14 protein-coding genes are annotated in these 15,048 nt (G+C 45.3%); 5 read left to right on the top strand and 9 right to left on the bottom strand.

Annotated elements, in window-relative coordinates; translation table 11 throughout:
• Window positions 1-9 precede the first annotated feature (9 nt).
• Entirely contained in the window at window positions 10-909 is a 900-nt protein-coding gene (gene prmC, locus NYG90_RS03710) for a peptide chain release factor N(5)-glutamine methyltransferase (protein ID WP_285256959.1), read from the top strand.
• Between the two features lie 26 nt (window positions 910-935).
• Here the strand turns inward: prmC and NYG90_RS03715 are convergent, their stop codons facing one another.
• The 7 genes from NYG90_RS03715 to NYG90_RS03745 all read right to left on the bottom strand — a co-directional run bounded on the left by NYG90_RS03715 (window position 936) and on the right by NYG90_RS03745 (window position 8,326).
• A complete protein-coding gene (locus NYG90_RS03715; protein WP_115012106.1) occupies window positions 936-1,394 on the bottom strand; it encodes an META domain-containing protein in 459 nt (152 codons plus the stop codon).
• Window positions 1,395-1,406: 12 nt separating this feature from the next.
• Window positions 1,407-2,054, bottom strand: a complete 648-nt coding sequence (locus tag NYG90_RS03720; RefSeq protein WP_285256960.1) for a hypothetical protein — start codon at window positions 2,052-2,054, stop codon at window positions 1,407-1,409.
• 9 nt (window positions 2,055-2,063) lie between these two features.
• Complete coding sequence (htpG, locus tag NYG90_RS03725) at window positions 2,064-3,932, bottom strand: molecular chaperone HtpG (protein WP_285256961.1); 1,869 nt, start codon at window positions 3,930-3,932, stop codon at window positions 2,064-2,066.
• Window positions 3,933-4,288: 356 nt separating this feature from the next.
• Window positions 4,289-4,519, bottom strand: coding sequence for a hypothetical protein (locus tag NYG90_RS03730; protein ID WP_285256962.1), 231 nt, complete (start codon window positions 4,517-4,519; stop codon window positions 4,289-4,291).
• A gap of 230 nt (window positions 4,520-4,749) precedes the next feature.
• The gene (locus NYG90_RS03735; protein WP_115012110.1) at window positions 4,750-6,033 is read right to left on the bottom strand and encodes a citrate synthase; all 1,284 of its coding nucleotides are present in this window, start codon (window positions 6,031-6,033) and stop codon (window positions 4,750-4,752) included.
• 71 nt (window positions 6,034-6,104) lie between these two features.
• Window positions 6,105-7,292, bottom strand: coding sequence for a hypothetical protein (locus NYG90_RS03740; protein WP_285256964.1), 1,188 nt, complete (start codon window positions 7,290-7,292; stop codon window positions 6,105-6,107).
• An 11-nt stretch (window positions 7,293-7,303) separates the two neighbouring features.
• Window positions 7,304-8,326 (bottom strand): phospholipase A, encoded by a 1,023-nt coding sequence (locus NYG90_RS03745; RefSeq protein WP_285256965.1) that lies wholly within the window; start codon window positions 8,324-8,326, stop codon window positions 7,304-7,306.
• 113 nt (window positions 8,327-8,439) lie between these two features.
• Here NYG90_RS03745 and NYG90_RS03750 point away from each other — a divergent pair, with 113 nt between their 5' ends.
• The 4 genes from NYG90_RS03750 (at window position 8,440) to cysE (ending at window position 13,414) form a co-directional block, all read left to right on the top strand.
• On the top strand, window positions 8,440-9,099 hold the full coding sequence (locus NYG90_RS03750) for a LysE/ArgO family amino acid transporter (protein ID WP_285256966.1): 660 nt from the start codon (window positions 8,440-8,442) through the stop codon (window positions 9,097-9,099).
• Window positions 9,092-10,684, top strand: a complete 1,593-nt coding sequence (locus tag NYG90_RS03755; RefSeq protein WP_285264718.1) for a TIGR02757 family protein — start codon at window positions 9,092-9,094, stop codon at window positions 10,682-10,684. Before NYG90_RS03750 ends, NYG90_RS03755 begins: the two co-directional genes overlap by 8 nt.
• An 89-nt stretch (window positions 10,685-10,773) precedes the next feature.
• On the top strand, window positions 10,774-12,618 hold the full coding sequence (gene speA, locus NYG90_RS03760) for an arginine decarboxylase (RefSeq protein ID WP_285256969.1): 1,845 nt from the start codon (window positions 10,774-10,776) through the stop codon (window positions 12,616-12,618).
• A gap of 13 nt (window positions 12,619-12,631) precedes the next feature.
• A complete protein-coding gene (cysE, locus tag NYG90_RS03765) occupies window positions 12,632-13,414 on the top strand; it encodes a serine O-acetyltransferase (RefSeq protein ID WP_285264719.1) in 783 nt (260 codons plus the stop codon).
• A 247-nt stretch (window positions 13,415-13,661) separates the two neighbouring features.
• Here cysE and NYG90_RS03770 read toward each other — a convergent pair whose 3' ends face one another.
• Together NYG90_RS03770 and NYG90_RS03775 are read right to left on the bottom strand one after the other, a co-directional pair.
• Window positions 13,662-14,204 (bottom strand): hypothetical protein, encoded by a 543-nt coding sequence (locus tag NYG90_RS03770; RefSeq protein ID WP_285264720.1) that lies wholly within the window; start codon window positions 14,202-14,204, stop codon window positions 13,662-13,664.
• A 101-nt stretch (window positions 14,205-14,305) separates the two neighbouring features.
• Window positions 14,306-15,043 (bottom strand): lysozyme inhibitor LprI family protein, encoded by a 738-nt coding sequence (locus tag NYG90_RS03775; protein WP_285256972.1) that lies wholly within the window; start codon window positions 15,041-15,043, stop codon window positions 14,306-14,308.
• Between the last annotated feature and the right edge of the window lie 5 nt (window positions 15,044-15,048).

Genomic DNA, 15,048 nt, shown 5'->3' on the forward strand with positions numbered 1-15,048 from the left:
CCTAGCGCGATGGATATAAACACAGCCCTACAACACGCGCTTGCTTGCTTGCGCCAAGCCCATCTAGCCACTTCTCAAGAAGCCCCCCACCAAGAAACAAACCACCAAGAAATCTGCCAAGCCCCCGCACCACGAGCAAGGCTAGAGGCTGAAATCTTGCTAGGCTTTGTGCTAGGCAAAGAGCGCGTATGGCTACACACACACGATAGGCAAAAGCTAGATTCTAGGGAGCAAGAGCGGTTTTTCTCTCTCATTGATCAAAGAGCCAAAGGCTGCCCGATAGAGTATTTGACGCATAGGGTGAGCTTTATGGATTTTGAAGTGTTTGTGGATCCTAGTGTGCTAATCCCTCGCCCAGAGAGTGAGATTTTGGTGCAAAAAGTATGCGAGACTCTAAGCCACGATCAAAGCCCACATTTAACGCTTATCGAAGTGGGCATAGGCTCTGGGGCACTTAGCATAGCCATAGCCCGTGCATTCCCAAAACTCTCTATCATCGCCACAGATATTAGCCAAGCAGCCTTGCACACCGCTGCGCGCAATATCGCGCATTTTGACTTACAAGAGCGCATTATGCTTAGACATACTTCCTTGCTTGATGGCATAGATACTAGCTCCATCTCGCTAGTATTCTCAAACCCTCCCTATATCGCCACATCTTACCCCATAGCAAAATCTCTTAGCTATGAGCCTAGTAGCGCGCTCTTTGGCGGCGAAAAAGGCAGTGAAATACTTGAGAGTCTAATCGCTAAGTGCAGCACACACAAAATCCCCTACCTTGTGTGCGAAATGGGCTATGATCAAAAGCACCGCCTAGCACAAGTGCTAGAATCTAGCGGCTATGAAGCAGAGTTTTACACAGACTTAGCGGGGCTTGATCGTGGGTTTGTCGCTAGGCTTCAAAGCTAGCCCAAACACAAGAGATAAGCAAAGCCCTAAGGCTCAAGGCTTAGTGAAGGCACAAGTCGTATGCGGAATCCACTCTCCCCCACAAGCTCTATATACTCATCATTACCCTGCACGATAAATCGCCCATTAAAATTACGCGCAAAAATAGCTTCAAGATTGGATTCTAGGGCTTTAGCACACATCTTTTTACTCAAGCCCCCTGCCCCCACGACTAGCACCTTGCCTCCACCTTGCACTTGATATGGAGCAAAGAAGTTATTACACCCCACAATGCCACTTACCTGCGAGGAAGAAAAGAGCAAAAAGGCATTTTCTATCTCATAAGGCACAGCGATCTCATACTCGCCAAGCTGCATAAACTCTACTTCAAATCGCCCCACCTTGCCAAGTGTATAAGCACTCACACCAAGCAAGCTTTCACTAGCATTTAGCACGCTGCACATAAGCCCAAATAACAGCACCCAAAGCACTTTGCACACACGCATAATCTCTCCTTATCAATACAGCACCAAGCTCTTGCTATCATAGCTATAAATCCCAAACACCACGACATATAGCACAAATACAAAGCCTAGATTCTCCCACACCACACGCGGGATCTCCAAACGCTTGAAGTAATAAAACCCCCATTCAAACACCGCCAAAGCAAGAAATACCCACACGATTTTGCCCCCATACAGCGCAAAAAGCATCGCGTAATTTTCATTGCTAAGCAGAGCCAAAGCCTCTAGCACACTTGCGTGAAATCCGGGCACAAGATCGCTAGAGACTAAGCTAGGATAGGCACAAAGCAAATAGAGTAGCAATAGCAGCACATAATGCTGGAAAATCTTCAGCCTATCGCTAAGGATCAGCGCGAAAAATAGCACCAAAATCCCTATGAAATTCTCCGCATACAATGTAATAGCCCCAATAAAAGGCAAAAACACTAGATAAAAATACTGCAAAAAAGTGGATTCTAGCGCGGGGTCTAAAGTGGATTCTAGCGGAGAGCTAGCAGGCAAGGAGCGGGTATCAATCATCTCTAGCGCACTAGGTAGCAAGATAGCAAGCATAACAACATAGCCAAGAAACAGCATAAACATCTTGGCATTATAGCTACTAGAAAACGCGCTAGAGACAATCTGCTTGCAAAGCTTTATCATAGGTTTTGGCTATTTCAAGCTCTCATCAATGAGTGCGTAGAGGCGTTGGCTAAAGTCTTTGGCACTATCAAGACTGCCAGATTCTAGGAGTCTAGCACTATCATAGAGCAAATGCGCGACTTCTTGCGCCTTGCTAGAATCCACTTTTATAAGCTTGCTAAAAATGCTGTGATTGACATTGATTTGCACGCTTTTTTTGCCCTTTGGCAGCTCCTGCCCCATTTGACGCATAAGATTTACCATCATCGCATTTTGCTCCTCGCCCAAAAGCGCGATAGGCGAGCTTAGGCTAGCACTTAGCTCCACGCTAGCGATCTCTTCGCCCAGCGCATCTTTGAAAGCCTGCACGATAGGCGCAAATTTCTTGCTTGTCTCTTCATCGATTTTTTCTTCTCCAAGCTCTTGCAAAGCCTCTTTGCTTGTGGCGTCTTTTAGCGGGGTTTTGTCGTATTCTCCCACGCTTGGCATTACAAAGCCATCGACCTCATCGCTTAAAAGCAGCACATCAAAGCCAAGCTTTGTGTATTTCTCTAATAATGGCGAAGCTTTCAGCAGATCTTTATTCTCACCGATGATATAGTAGATACTTTTTTGCTCCTTTGGCATTGCTTGCTTATAGTCCTTTAGGCTAAGGTTTTCCGCCTTGCTGCTATCAAATCGCAAAAGCTCTAGAATCTTTTCTTTGTTTTCATAATCACTATATAGCCCCTCTTTTAGCACCCTGCCAAACTGCTCATAAAAGCCCTTGTATTTCTTGCTATCTTTGGAGAGCTTTTCTATCTCGCTTAAGATTTTCTTGGTGCTAGCGGATTTAATATTGGCTAGAATCTTATTTTGCTGCAAAATCTCGCGGCTCACATTAAGCGGGAGATCTTCACTATCAATCACCCCACGCACGAAGCGCAAATACTGCGGCAAAAGCTCCTTGTCATCATCAGTGATGAACACGCGCTTGACATAGAGCTTCACGCCAGAGCGATAATCCACGCGGTAGAGATCAAAGGGCGCGACAGAGGGGATAAAAAAGAGCGTGGTGTATTCTAAATTGCCCTCCACTTTTGTATGCACATAGCTTAGTGGCTCGCTATTATCGTGGGCAAAGCCTTTGTAAAACTCTTTATAATCCTGCTCTTTTAGCTCATTTTTGGGGATTTTCCACAGGGCTTTGGCAGTGTTTAGCTGCTCGCATTTTTGCAGCACTTCATCATTTTTGCCCTCTTTTTTCTCCTCTTCTGTGGCGTATTTTGTCTCCTCATAGTGCAGAAAAATCGGGAATCCAATGTGATCGGAGTATTTTTTGATGATAGATTCTATCTCCCAGCGACTTGCAAAATGCTTCTCATCATCTTTCAAATATAGCGCGATCTCTGTGCCGTGCGTGTCTTTCTTGCATTCAGTGATTTCATACTCTCCACTGCCATCACTCACCCAGCTAAATGCTTGCTCCTGCGCGGCTTTTTTGGTCGTTACCACTACCTTTTGTGCCACCATAAATGCCGAGTAAAATCCCACGCCAAATTGCCCGATAAGTGCGGAGTCTTTTTTCTTATCGCCGCTTAGGGCGTTTAGGAAACTTTTTGTGCCGGATTTTGCGATTGTGCCTAGATTGTCAATGAGCTCTTGCTCACTCATACCAATCCCAGAATCCACTATTTTTAGCACGCCCTTTTTCTCATCGAAGTGAATATCAATGCGCGGCTCAAAGGCGATATGCTTAAACCCATCATCGCTAATAGTGAGATAATTAAGCTTATCAAGCGCATCAGAAGCATTGCTTACAAGCTCGCGCAAGAAAATCTCTTTGTTTGAATAGAGTGAATGGATCATAAGATCTAGCAGCTGCTTAATTTCTGTTTGAAATGCCATTTTCTTTGCCATTGTGTATCCTTTGTAAAAATTTTGGCAATTATAGCAGGGAATTGATAAATATGCAAAAACTTTATATGATAACTATAAATCTTAGTGAGCCTATCTAACATAGATTTTATGACACTTTACACTAAACTATCCTTGCACAACCCCTACAAAAAGTGGATTCTAGCGGTGCGTTTGTGGAGTTGTGGGCGTGTGGGAACTTTGGGCAAAAGTGGATTCTAGTAGAGTGTGGGAGTGGAAGATATAGAGAGTGAGAAAAATAGAAAATAGATTGCCCTGCCGCCATTATCGGCTCACAATGACAGAAAAGGAGCTTTCACACCAGAATCCACTTTTTGCGATTATTGTGTTTTTAATGCTTATGGATTACTAAAGAAGCTGCGCGTTGCCACGCTCGTTTCACTCGCTCGCAAGTGAGAGAATTTATGCTTTATCCCTAGATCCTCGTTTTCTAAAGAAGCTGCGCGTTGCTTGCTTTGCGTTTTGTTAGCATTATTTCCAAAAGTGGATTCTAGGGATTGTGTGTTGTTTGTATGGATCGCCACGCCTTGCTGGCACAAGGCTCGTAATGACAGAAAAGGCGTTTTCACAAAGCCTGTTTTACTTCAAAAAGCTTGGTTTGCTTACAAAGCCTGCTTTACTGCCGCACGATTCTAAGAGTTGCGGTGGGGTCCTTGCGGGCTTTGGGGCAATTTGGGGGTGGGAGTTACCTAAGCGGTAATGACTACCCCCCAAATTGCCCCAATCGCGTCAAATTGCTCGCCCAAGACTGAATCGCCTACCCCCTAGAATCCACCTTGAAAGGGTGGGCAGAGATCGGCTATTTGCCTAGATAAACTTGCCTTGGGCGAGTGATCCTAGCGCGAGTGTTTTTAGAATGCTCGATAAGCTGCGCACACCAGCCCGGCATTCTCCCTAGCACAAAAATCGGCGTGAAGAGCTGTGTAGGGATCTTTAGCGCAGTTAGGATAATACCGCTGTAAAAATCCACATTAGGGTAGAGATTGCGCGCTTGGAAGTAGTCATCTTGCAGGGCGACTTCTTCAAGCTTTTCGGCAATATCGCTTAGGCGGTGGTCCATTTTTATACCCTTTTTATCAAGCTCATTTTTAAGAGCTTTAATCGCCTTGGCGCGTGGGTCGTAGCTTTTATACACCCTATGCCCAAAGCCCATAAGCCTAAATGGATCATTCTTATCTTTTGCCTTCTCAACAAAGCGTGCGACATTTTTCACATCGCCGATCTCATTAAGCTGGCACAGCACCGCTTCATTTGCCCCGCCGTGTGCTGGACCCCATAGGGCGTTGATCCCGGAAGCAAGGGCAGCATAAGGATGCACGCCTGTGGAAGCGACATTGCGCACGGTTGTAGTGGAGGCATTTTGCCCGTGATCGGCGTGGAGACTTAGGATTTTATCCAATGCTTCTACCTCAAGGGGCGTGATTTCTTGCTCGCCTTTTAGCGTGTGCTTAAGCCTGCCGTGCGGATAAGCGCGAAGCATATATAAGAAGTTTTCTACATAGCTTTTACTAATATCTGGCTCGATAAATGGCGCGCCCACAGAGTTGCGATAGCAGAATGCTATCATTGTGGGGATTTTGGCGATGATCCTTCGTGCCATTGTTTGATAGTCATCTTCATCGTCCATTTCTTTGTGATCATAGTAGAGTGTGGCTAGCACAGAAACAAGCGCAGAGAGCGTTGCCATAGGGTGCGCAGAATCTGGGAAAATACTAAAAATCCCCTTCAATCGCTCGTGCAAAAAGCTTCTATGGCGCAGCTCTAAGTCAAAATCTAGCGATTCTTGCGCATTTTTGGGTAGCTCATCGCTAATGAGTAGCTTACAAATATCGGTAAATTTGTATTTATCAACAAGCTCTTGGATCGGGATCCCCTTATAGAGTAGCTCGCCATCTTTGCCATTGACATAGCTAATTGTGGATTCACAGCCTGCTGTGCTGCCATAGCCCGGATCATAGGCAAAAATCCCTGTCGTCTCAAAAAGCTTAGAAAAATTCACCGCCTTTGGACCTCTGGTGCATTCGATGAGATCAAAATCCCAGCTTTGATTGGTTTCATTGTTGGTAAGAGTGATTGTCCCCATTGCGTGTCCTTTCAAATGTGATGTATAAATATTCTACACTATTTTTTGTATTAGGTAAATGTTTTTTTTACTTATTTGGGCTTGGTGGGGGCGTGCGATGTGGTGTGTAGTAATTGGGCTAGATGTCGCAAGGCTTGCGGCAGGGCAGATCCTAGTCTAAGCCCTGCTAGTGCGGTTTTTAGCTCTTGCAATCGCTTAGAATCCACTTTTGCGCCAGCCACTTTTGCATTAGAGCAGATACTTAGAAAATCTATGCCAAACTCCTTAGCTAGCTGATATAGCGCGTCTTTAGGGCTTAGGGCTTTTATAATCGCCCCCTTATCTGCAAAGTGCGCGATCTGGGCGCGTTGATTGGGGGCGGATTCTAGGATAATGCTAGGGATTTGCAGGGTAAGCAGCTCTAGCATACTCCCACCCCCTGCGCTAATGGCACAATCACACGCTTGTGCTAGAGAGAGAAACGCATCTGGGCTAAGGTCGCGATAGATAGTGATAGCTTCACTAAGCTCTGCTACAAGCGATGGGCAAAGTGTATGTGCATAGCCCCCACCTAGCACGATATGAAAATGCACAGAGCCTACTCTAGCCCCCAAGCAATCACGCAAGCCCTGCAAAAATGCCTGTGTCAAATCCCCAGAATCCACCCCGCCAAAATTCACAAAAATATGCTTTGTTAATGGGATTGAAGCGTGCGATATTTGAGGCTTAATTTGCGCGTATTGCGGCACGATAGCAAACTCCTCCCCACACCAAAGATGATAAGGCTTAGGCGCAAAATATGTGCTAGCCTCTGGCGTGGGGTTTAGGATATAGCTTTGTGGTGGATACACATCGCGCAGTGTGTCATCTAGGCAGATAAGCGCGCTTGCTTGTCGCTTGATATGCGCATATACCTCCCTAGTAGCCATATAGCTATCGACTATGGCAAGCACGCTTTCTTTAGGCTTTTTTTCTCTAAGCACGCTTGATAGGGTATCTTCACAAAACCACTCGTGTGTAAAAAAGTGGATTCTAGCACCAAGATCGCTAGGCACAATCCTGCCAAACTCTGGGGTAAAATCACCGCGATTATGGAGTGCTATGTGAGCGACTTCTGGGATTTGCGCCAAGATCCTAGCAAGCTTTATACAGCGATACAAATGCCCTAAGCCTATCTCCTGCCCACTCTCGCACAATATCTCAACGCTAATGCCACGCGTTTGTGCTATCTCCTTGCTTGCTCTGCTACCACTCGCCCCCTTGCTTTTACTTATCATCATAGAATCTAGCCTTAGAAGTTTAGCCGTAGCCCAGATCCCGCACGCGTTAGAGAGTAGTTAAACTCATACAAGCTATCCCCAAAGCCGTGTATCACTTGAAAATATATGCCCACGCGCTTGCTCAAGCGATAAGTATAGCCAAGCTCAAGCCGCCCCTTCCAGTCCCAATACTCCTTGCTAAAGTAGTTGTTAAAAATATTATTCACATAGAGTTCAAAAAGATGTCTTTTATACTCATACGACAATGCCATATCCCCAAAGCCGATATAAGAGGTGAGATTGTCATTATCCCCCATATCGCTGATCAAATGCTTGCCCACAGGCACCCACGCTCGAAGCGATAGCCCAAATCGCCCCCTTTGCCAATCAATCTGGGCGATAAAGCGATCAATAGACTTAGACCGCCGAAGCCAGCCCGGATCATCTTTGCTTAAGCCATCATTGCGAATATCTGCTTCTCCTACGACAAGATTATCCTTGCGCTCGCCATTGCTTAGGTGGATATAGCCTAGGCGCATTGTCGTGATATAGCCTCCTAAAAATGCTAGCTGCTTGGTGTAGTTAAACATAAAACTTGGGCTAAAGTTTATATCGCGCATAGGCTTAGAATCTTTGGCATTATAGATTTGAAACCAATGTGTTTGTGTATAAGCAAAGTCAAAATTACAATATTTGCACACAAGCTGCTCCAAAAACACCACGCGAAAGCTCACTTGAAACTTCATCTCCACGGGAATGTCATTCCTAGAATATGGCGGGCTAAAGCTGTAATATGCTGGCAAAATATAAATAGGGAGATTATTTGCTAGCTGGATATATTTGGTCTTTGGATTTATGGGGGCGTTTTGCTCTGCTGGGGCTTGAAGCAAGAGATTGTTCTGCAAGGATTCTGGCAGGTCTTGATACAGCTGGCTTGATGGTGTAGCGGTGGTCGTGCGATCTTTTGTCGTGTGATCTTTTGCAGAGCTAGAGTCTGCTCGCATAAGCAGCACACACATTTGCAGCACCCACACAACCACCAGCACCCTACGCACTTTTGCCCTTTAGCTTAAATCTAACAAAGCCTTGATTATAGTGTATTTTTACGCGCATTAGGCTAGAATCCGCCAAATCAAAGCTTCAAATCAAAGATTCAAATAGGGGTGCTATGAGTGCTGCTAATGTATTTGTGCAAGGTATGCTACTTGGCATTAGTCTTATCGTAGTCATAGGTCCGCAAAATGCCTTTGTGATACGGCAAGGGCTTGCTCGTAGCCATATCCTTAGCGTGATTTGCGTGTGCTTGGCGTGCGATATTGTAGTAATGGGGCTTAGTGTCTTTGGCATAGGCAGGGCAGTCAATCAAGGCAGCGTGTGGTTTTTTGTGCTTGGGGGGTGTGGGATAGGGTTTTTGCTCTTTTATGCCTTTGGCTCCTTTAGGGGTGCATATAGACTTCTTACAAGCAAAAACTTGCAACAATCCCTAGAATCCAGCCACGCAGCCACCACGCAAAAACGCGCCATAGCAAGCACCCTAGCCCTAACGCTCCTTAATCCAAACTTCTACATCGATACTTTTGTCATTATTGGCGGCGTGAGTGCCACGCTTACAGATCCTAGCGCGAAGGGGGTGTTTTTCCTAGGGCTTATTGGGGTGTCGTTTGTGTGGTATTTTGGCGTGGGATATGGGGTCCGGGTGTTTTCTAGCTTTTTTCAAAGCCCTAGGGCGTGGGCAGCTCTAGAGTGCTTCACAGGCTGCATAATGTGCGCTTTGTGCTATGGGCTAGGCGCAGTGCTATATACAGAATACAAGGGGCTATATGCCTAGATATACTAAGGCATTGCTGCAGGAGCTACTAGATCACGCCTACTATGCGCATAATCGCGCAGGGGCAATTAGCGAGCAAAATCTAGACCCCTTGCTTGTCGTCTATGAAAACTCTCATCGCGCCAATCTCCCCGCTATCGCGCTTGTATGCGCGCTTTTTGCGTATGGGAGCGTGGGGGCTATCGTGGGGTTTTTGCGCAAGCTAGATTTTAGCTTGCTTGGTGGGGATTCGGTCTTGGGTGAGCAATGCGGCAGCTTTGCGCTTTGTGGCAAAGGCACGACCACCAAGGTCGCTAACCTTTACCACAAAGTGCAAAGCTACACGGTCCCCACCGCAACTCCTAGAATCCTAGAAGAAGAAAATCAAGCCGAGTGTGAAAACGCTATCTCCCTAGAATCCACTTTTGAAAAAAGCTACGATTGTGGGGCAAACGCCTCTCTGTCATTGCGAGCTTTGGCGCAAGACAAAGCGCGACAATCCACAAGCACAAAAAACACCAAAGTGGATTCTAGTTTTGAAACTATGGATTCTAAAGAAACATCGGCACAGCCTAAGCGGTATCCCTTGTTTTCTAAAGAAGCTATGGATTGCCACGCCACTGCTGGTGCAGTGTCTCGCAATGACGATAAAAAAGTGGATTCTAGCGCAAGCCACAACGATTCTAGCACCGCGACAATTTTAAACGACTCTGCACAGGATTCTAGGATTTGTGAGAACAAAGCCCAAAGTATAACCGCACCACAGGCAAAAATGGATTCTAGTTTTGAAACTATGGATTGCCACGCCACTGCTGGTGCAGTGTCTCGCAATGACGATAAAAAAGTGGATTCTAGCGCAAGCCACAACGATTCTAAGCATTGCGGTGGGGCTGGGGTTGCTTTACACACATTTGGGGGTAGGAGTTACCTAGGCGGTAATGACTATCCCCCAAATGTGTGTAATCAATCGCATTGCCTACCCAAGACTGAATCGCCAAGACTAGAAAATATTTTGCGTGCGACCTTCCCCTACTACCGCTTCCAAACAAGCGACGATGTCAAGCTCCTCTTTGCAAGCCTAGCGTGCATTATCGACCAAGGCGGACTAGAATCCACTTTTGCCCACAAAGCCACGCCGCTAGCTATCATTAACGCCTTGCACCAAGCCATCTATCTCCACGCAAGCAGGATTCTAGCTAGCCCACTTTATGCGCCCTTTTTCACTCAAGATTACCGCGCGAGATTCTTAGCTAGCAAGACATTTTCCCAAGGCTTTAGCTTTCTTGTAGGCGTATCGCCTAGCTCGCCGCTGAAGCGGTGGCTTATGTTTCTACGCTGGCTAGTGCGTAAAGACCATATCGATCTAGGGCTATGGCAAGATCTTGTATCCCCTAGTGATTTGCTCCTCCCGCTTGATACCCACACCTTGCGTGTAAGCCGCGCTCTCTCCCTGCTAAAGCGCAAAAGCTATGATAGAAAAGCCGTGCTAGAAGTAAGCATAGCTCTTAGGCGATTTTGCCCGCACGATCCTATCCGCTATGACTTTGCCCTCTATCGCTTAGGGCAGAGTGGAGAGCTAGCCACGATGATAGCTAGGCTTAAGTAGCAAATTATGCCGCGCAGGTTTATAAACATTGTATAATGCCACCCTATGCGTAAAGCCCCAAAATAAGTGTGTATAGTAAGGAGTGTGAAATGGTGGATTATGGGATCAAATATTGGTCAAATGATGATTTTATCATCGAAGATGGGCTTGTGAAAGTCAATTACCAAAACAAGCCTGCCTTGCTTGAGATCGTGCAAGAAATCCGCGAGAAAGGCTACAAAGGTCCCTTGCTTGTGCGCTTTCCTCATCTAATCCACAAGCAAATAAACCAGCTGTTTAATGCCTTTAAAACTGCCATTGATGAATACCACTATAAAGGCTCTTTCAAAGCCGTTTTCCCGCTCAAAGTCAATCAAATGCCAAACTTTGTGCTGCCGCTTATGGACTGCGTGCAAGGGCTATCCTATGGGCTAGAGGCAGGCAGCAAGTCTGAGCTTATTGTCGCTATGGCTTATACCAATGCCAATGCCCCCATAACAGTCAATGGCTTTAAGGATAAAGAGATGATCTCCCTAGGCTTTATCGCTGCCAAAATGGGGCATCACATCACCCTAACCATTGAAGGGCTAAATGAGCTAGAATCCATTATCCAAGTGGCGAAAGAGCTTGGCGCACCCTACCCTAATATCGGCTTGCGTATTAGGCTACATAGCACAGGCACAGGCGTATGGGGCAAGTCTGGCGGGATCAATGCCAAATTTGGGCTAACTTCTACCGAGCTTTTAGAAGCGATACGGCGGCTTGAAGACTCCAAGCTCCTAGCGCAATTTACAATGATCCACTTCCACATAGGCAGCCAGATCAGCGATATTTCTCCGCTTAAAAAGGCGATCCGTGAAGTGGGCAATATCTACACAGAGCTGCGTAAAATGGGGGCAAAAAACCTTACTTGTGTCAATATCGGTGGCGGACTAGCCGTAGAATACACCCAGCACGAGGGCGAAAATAATCGCAACTACACACTAAGCGAGTTTAGCGGCGATGTGGTCTTCTCGCTTAAAGAAATCGTGCGAAACAAGCAAGAAAAAGAGCCGGATATTTTCATAGAATCTGGTCGCTTTGTCTCGGCAAACCACGCCGTTTTAGTCGCCCCTGTGCTAGAGCTTTTTAGCCAAGAGTATGATGAAAAAGCCCTGCGCTTGAAAGAAAACAACCCCCCGCTAATTGCTGAAATGCTCGATCTCTACCAAAGCGTGAGTGAGAAAAACGCCATTGAGTATTTGCACGATAGTCTTGATCATATGGAGTCGCTTTTGACACTTTTTGATCTAGGCTATATCGATCTAACCGATCGCTCCAACACCGAAATTCTCGTGCATTTAATCATCAAAAAAGTCATAAAACTCCTAAAGCACAAAAACCACAATGACATTATTAGAATCCAAGAGCAAGTCCAAGAGCGGTATTTGCTTAATTGCAGCTTTTTCCAGAGCTTGCCAGATTATTGGGGGCTTGGGCAGAGCTTCCCTGTAATGCCCCTAGATAGGCTCAATCGCCGCCCCACTAGAAGTGCGAGCCTCTGGGATATTACTTGTGATAGCGATGGCGAGATCGCCTTTGATGCCAAAAAGCCCTTATACTTGCACGATGTTGATGTGATGAAAGAAGAGTATTTCCTAGGATTTTTCCTAGTGGGGGCGTATCAAGAGGTGCTAGGTATGCGGCATAATCTCTTCACCCACCCCACAGAATTTAGCGTGGTGTTTGATGATGATCTCAACAAAGGCTATGAGATAGAAAATCTGCTTGAAGCGCAAAATATCCTTGATGTGCTAGATGACTTAGACTATGACACCAAGGAGATCGAGCGGATTTTGAAGCAGCGCATTGATGATTCTGGCATTAGCGATGATGATAAAAAAGAAGTGCTAGGAATGCTCTATGTAATGCTTAGTGAAAATGGCTATTTACGCACCATCACCAAAGACCAGTAAGGATTAAGACACTATGCAAGCCCCTAGCCTTTTTACTCTCATCAAAGAAGACTTCTCCACCCCAGCGCGCAAAGACCCCGCGCTAAAATCTAAAATCGAGCTGTTTTTCAACTATCCGGGCGTGATCGCGCTTGTGCATTATCGACTCGCCCATAGTCTTTATGTGCGTGGCTTTAGGGTGCTAGCGCGTATGATTATGGGATTTGCGCAGTTTATGACAAATATCGACATACACCCAGCGGCGTACATTGGGCGGCGTGTGTTTATCGACCACGGCATAGGCGTGGTGATCGGCGAGACGGCAATCATCGGCGATGATGTAACAATCTATCAAGGCGTGAGTCTAGGGGGCGTGAGTCTAGCACGAGAGAAACGCCACCCCACGCTAGAAAATGGTGTCGTCATAGGGGCTGGGGCAAAGGTTTTGGGCGATATTACTATCGGTGCAAATGCCAAAATCGGCGCAAACTCTGTGGTGATCAAAAATGTGCCCCAAGGCTGCACCGCCGTAGGCATACCAGCACGCATTATCACGCCAAAGCCAGAATCCACTTTTGCAAGCAAACCAAGCAATGAGCTATGCCTAGCCCAAAGCAGCGGGACAAATGCCCTGCTCCCTGATGTAAGCAAGCAGGCGTTTTTGTATCTGCTAGAACGCATAGAGATCTTAGAGAAGCAAGCCCACATAGCAGATATGGACTGCCACAAAGCCCAAGAATCTATGCAGGAGCTAAAAACACAGCTTGATAAACGATATAGAGAATATATCCAAGCCTTGCGAGACAAAGACTCTTGAATCCCACAATCCTAAACGCCCACACCACAAGGGGAATATCTTCTAGCAAGTTTATGTGCAGTCTTTGCGCAAGATTCTAGCATTGTGTTGCGCGACTAAAGCCCTATAAAGCCGCAACTCACCTATCTCTCATAAAAAGCTTAAGCCCTATCAACCCAAATGGCATAACTGCCTTATGGGCAAAAGGGAATCACCAAAATTCTGGTGGATTTAGTGTCTAGGCTTTTAAGTAGAGTTATTGATATTTTTACTGAATCCACTCTTTATCTACACTTGAATGTAATGTCTCCCCTACCAAAAATCGCATTGGGACTTTTTGGGGCTCCTTTATACCACTGCACTCAATGAGCATATACTCTCCAAGTGAAGAAATAACCTTTATCTTAGAAAGTATAAGCGTATTGTTTGCACCCTGTGTCGGCTGACACATAGCAATAGAATCTGCAGCTTCTTGTGTAAATACAAGCTTTTTTGCTGTGTAATTGCCTATGTGGAGTTTGCTTACAATAAGAGAACCTGAAAGGAAAAGCGTAGCCACCAAAAGCAGAACACTTCCCCAAAATAAACATTTCACCAAATTAAATCGTATGCTTGCTAAGAGCACCACAAAAAAAAACCGAACAAAAAACACTTCACTTTTTTGCTCCATATACTTATCAAAACTCTCAATAAGCACAAGCTTTTCATTATTATCTTTACACAACTCACGCAAAGTTTGTATAGATTCTTTTATATTTGCATATTGTGTGAAAAATAATTCCCTTTTAGCACAAAGATTTTGTAATGACACTTTCGCTCCTTATGTCTTTTGTTGGTATTAGCTAGATTCTACAAGTTTATTCATAACAAATATTAGCATTTGAATCGCTATTATTTTTGCCACCACTCCGCTTATCTCAACGCGCTCTCTTGCTTCTTATCCCTTTTCACATTAGCATTTTGCACATAGCCTACAATGGCATTACCATTAGGATTTGTATCCTTTGAAAACTCCATTAGCATAATCTTTGTAAAACCATTAAGAGATTTTGGTGCAAGTAGTATCGCCCCATAGTCCCTTGTTGCATTTTCCCCCTCACTATTTAGAATCTTTGTATAAAGCACAGGGGATTTTAGGCTTGGATTTTCATAGATTTTTACCGCACCTATCTGGCTTACTAGCTCTAGCGTTACTTGCTGTGATTTATCTATTGTTTCGTGTAATTCTTTTATGCGATGATTTATCGCTTGATACAAACAGGTTAAAAGCTCTTCGCCATCTTTTGCCTTAACACATTTCATATTACGCTCTTTTAGCCATTGTAGTTGCTCTTTTTTAAGCCTAGATTTTTGCTCATTGCTCCACGCAAAAGCAAGCGCATATTCAAACATCGCATTTAAGCTCACATCATCACGCAGAGTATAAAAGCTATTGCAAATGCCTTTTTCAATCTTACTCAAACCCTGCTTCTCACAATCAAAGCTCCCTCTAAATCGCGGATAGATTCCACTGAGAGTGCCTGCCCTACTCTCATCACTTGGCGTCTCACAAGTGCTAGAATCTAGCCCCTTGCTAGAGTGAAAATAAATCCCTTTAGAATCTATTTGTAGCTTTGCATTGTAGCTAAATTGTATTAAGCCAACACCCACTCTAA

Source organism: Helicobacter zhangjianzhongii (assembly GCF_030249855.1).
Lineage (GTDB): Bacteria > Campylobacterota > Campylobacteria > Campylobacterales > Helicobacteraceae > Helicobacter_B > Helicobacter_B zhangjianzhongii.

Bases quoted from the DNA above. Each gene is read 5' to 3' on its own strand.
- prmC (WP_285256959.1), top strand. From the start codon at position 10: ATGGATATAAACACAGCCCTACAACACGCGCTTGCTTGCTTGCGCCAA.
- NYG90_RS03715 (WP_115012106.1), bottom strand. From the start codon at position 1,394: ATGCGTGTGTGCAAAGTGCTTTGGGTGCTGTTATTTGGGCTTATGTGC.
- NYG90_RS03720 (WP_285256960.1), bottom strand. From the start codon at position 2,054: ATGATAAAGCTTTGCAAGCAGATTGTCTCTAGCGCGTTTTCTAGTAGC.
- htpG (WP_285256961.1), bottom strand. From the start codon at position 3,932: ATGGCAAAGAAAATGGCATTTCAAACAGAAATTAAGCAGCTGCTAGAT.
- NYG90_RS03735 (WP_115012110.1), bottom strand. From the start codon at position 6,033: ATGGGGACAATCACTCTTACCAACAATGAAACCAATCAAAGCTGGGAT.
- NYG90_RS03740 (WP_285256964.1), bottom strand. From the start codon at position 7,292: ATGATGATAAGTAAAAGCAAGGGGGCGAGTGGTAGCAGAGCAAGCAAG.
- NYG90_RS03750 (WP_285256966.1), top strand. From the start codon at position 8,440: ATGAGTGCTGCTAATGTATTTGTGCAAGGTATGCTACTTGGCATTAGT.
- NYG90_RS03755 (WP_285264718.1), top strand. From the start codon at position 9,092: ATGCCTAGATATACTAAGGCATTGCTGCAGGAGCTACTAGATCACGCC.
- speA (WP_285256969.1), top strand. From the start codon at position 10,774: ATGGTGGATTATGGGATCAAATATTGGTCAAATGATGATTTTATCATC.
- cysE (WP_285264719.1), top strand. From the start codon at position 12,632: ATGCAAGCCCCTAGCCTTTTTACTCTCATCAAAGAAGACTTCTCCACC.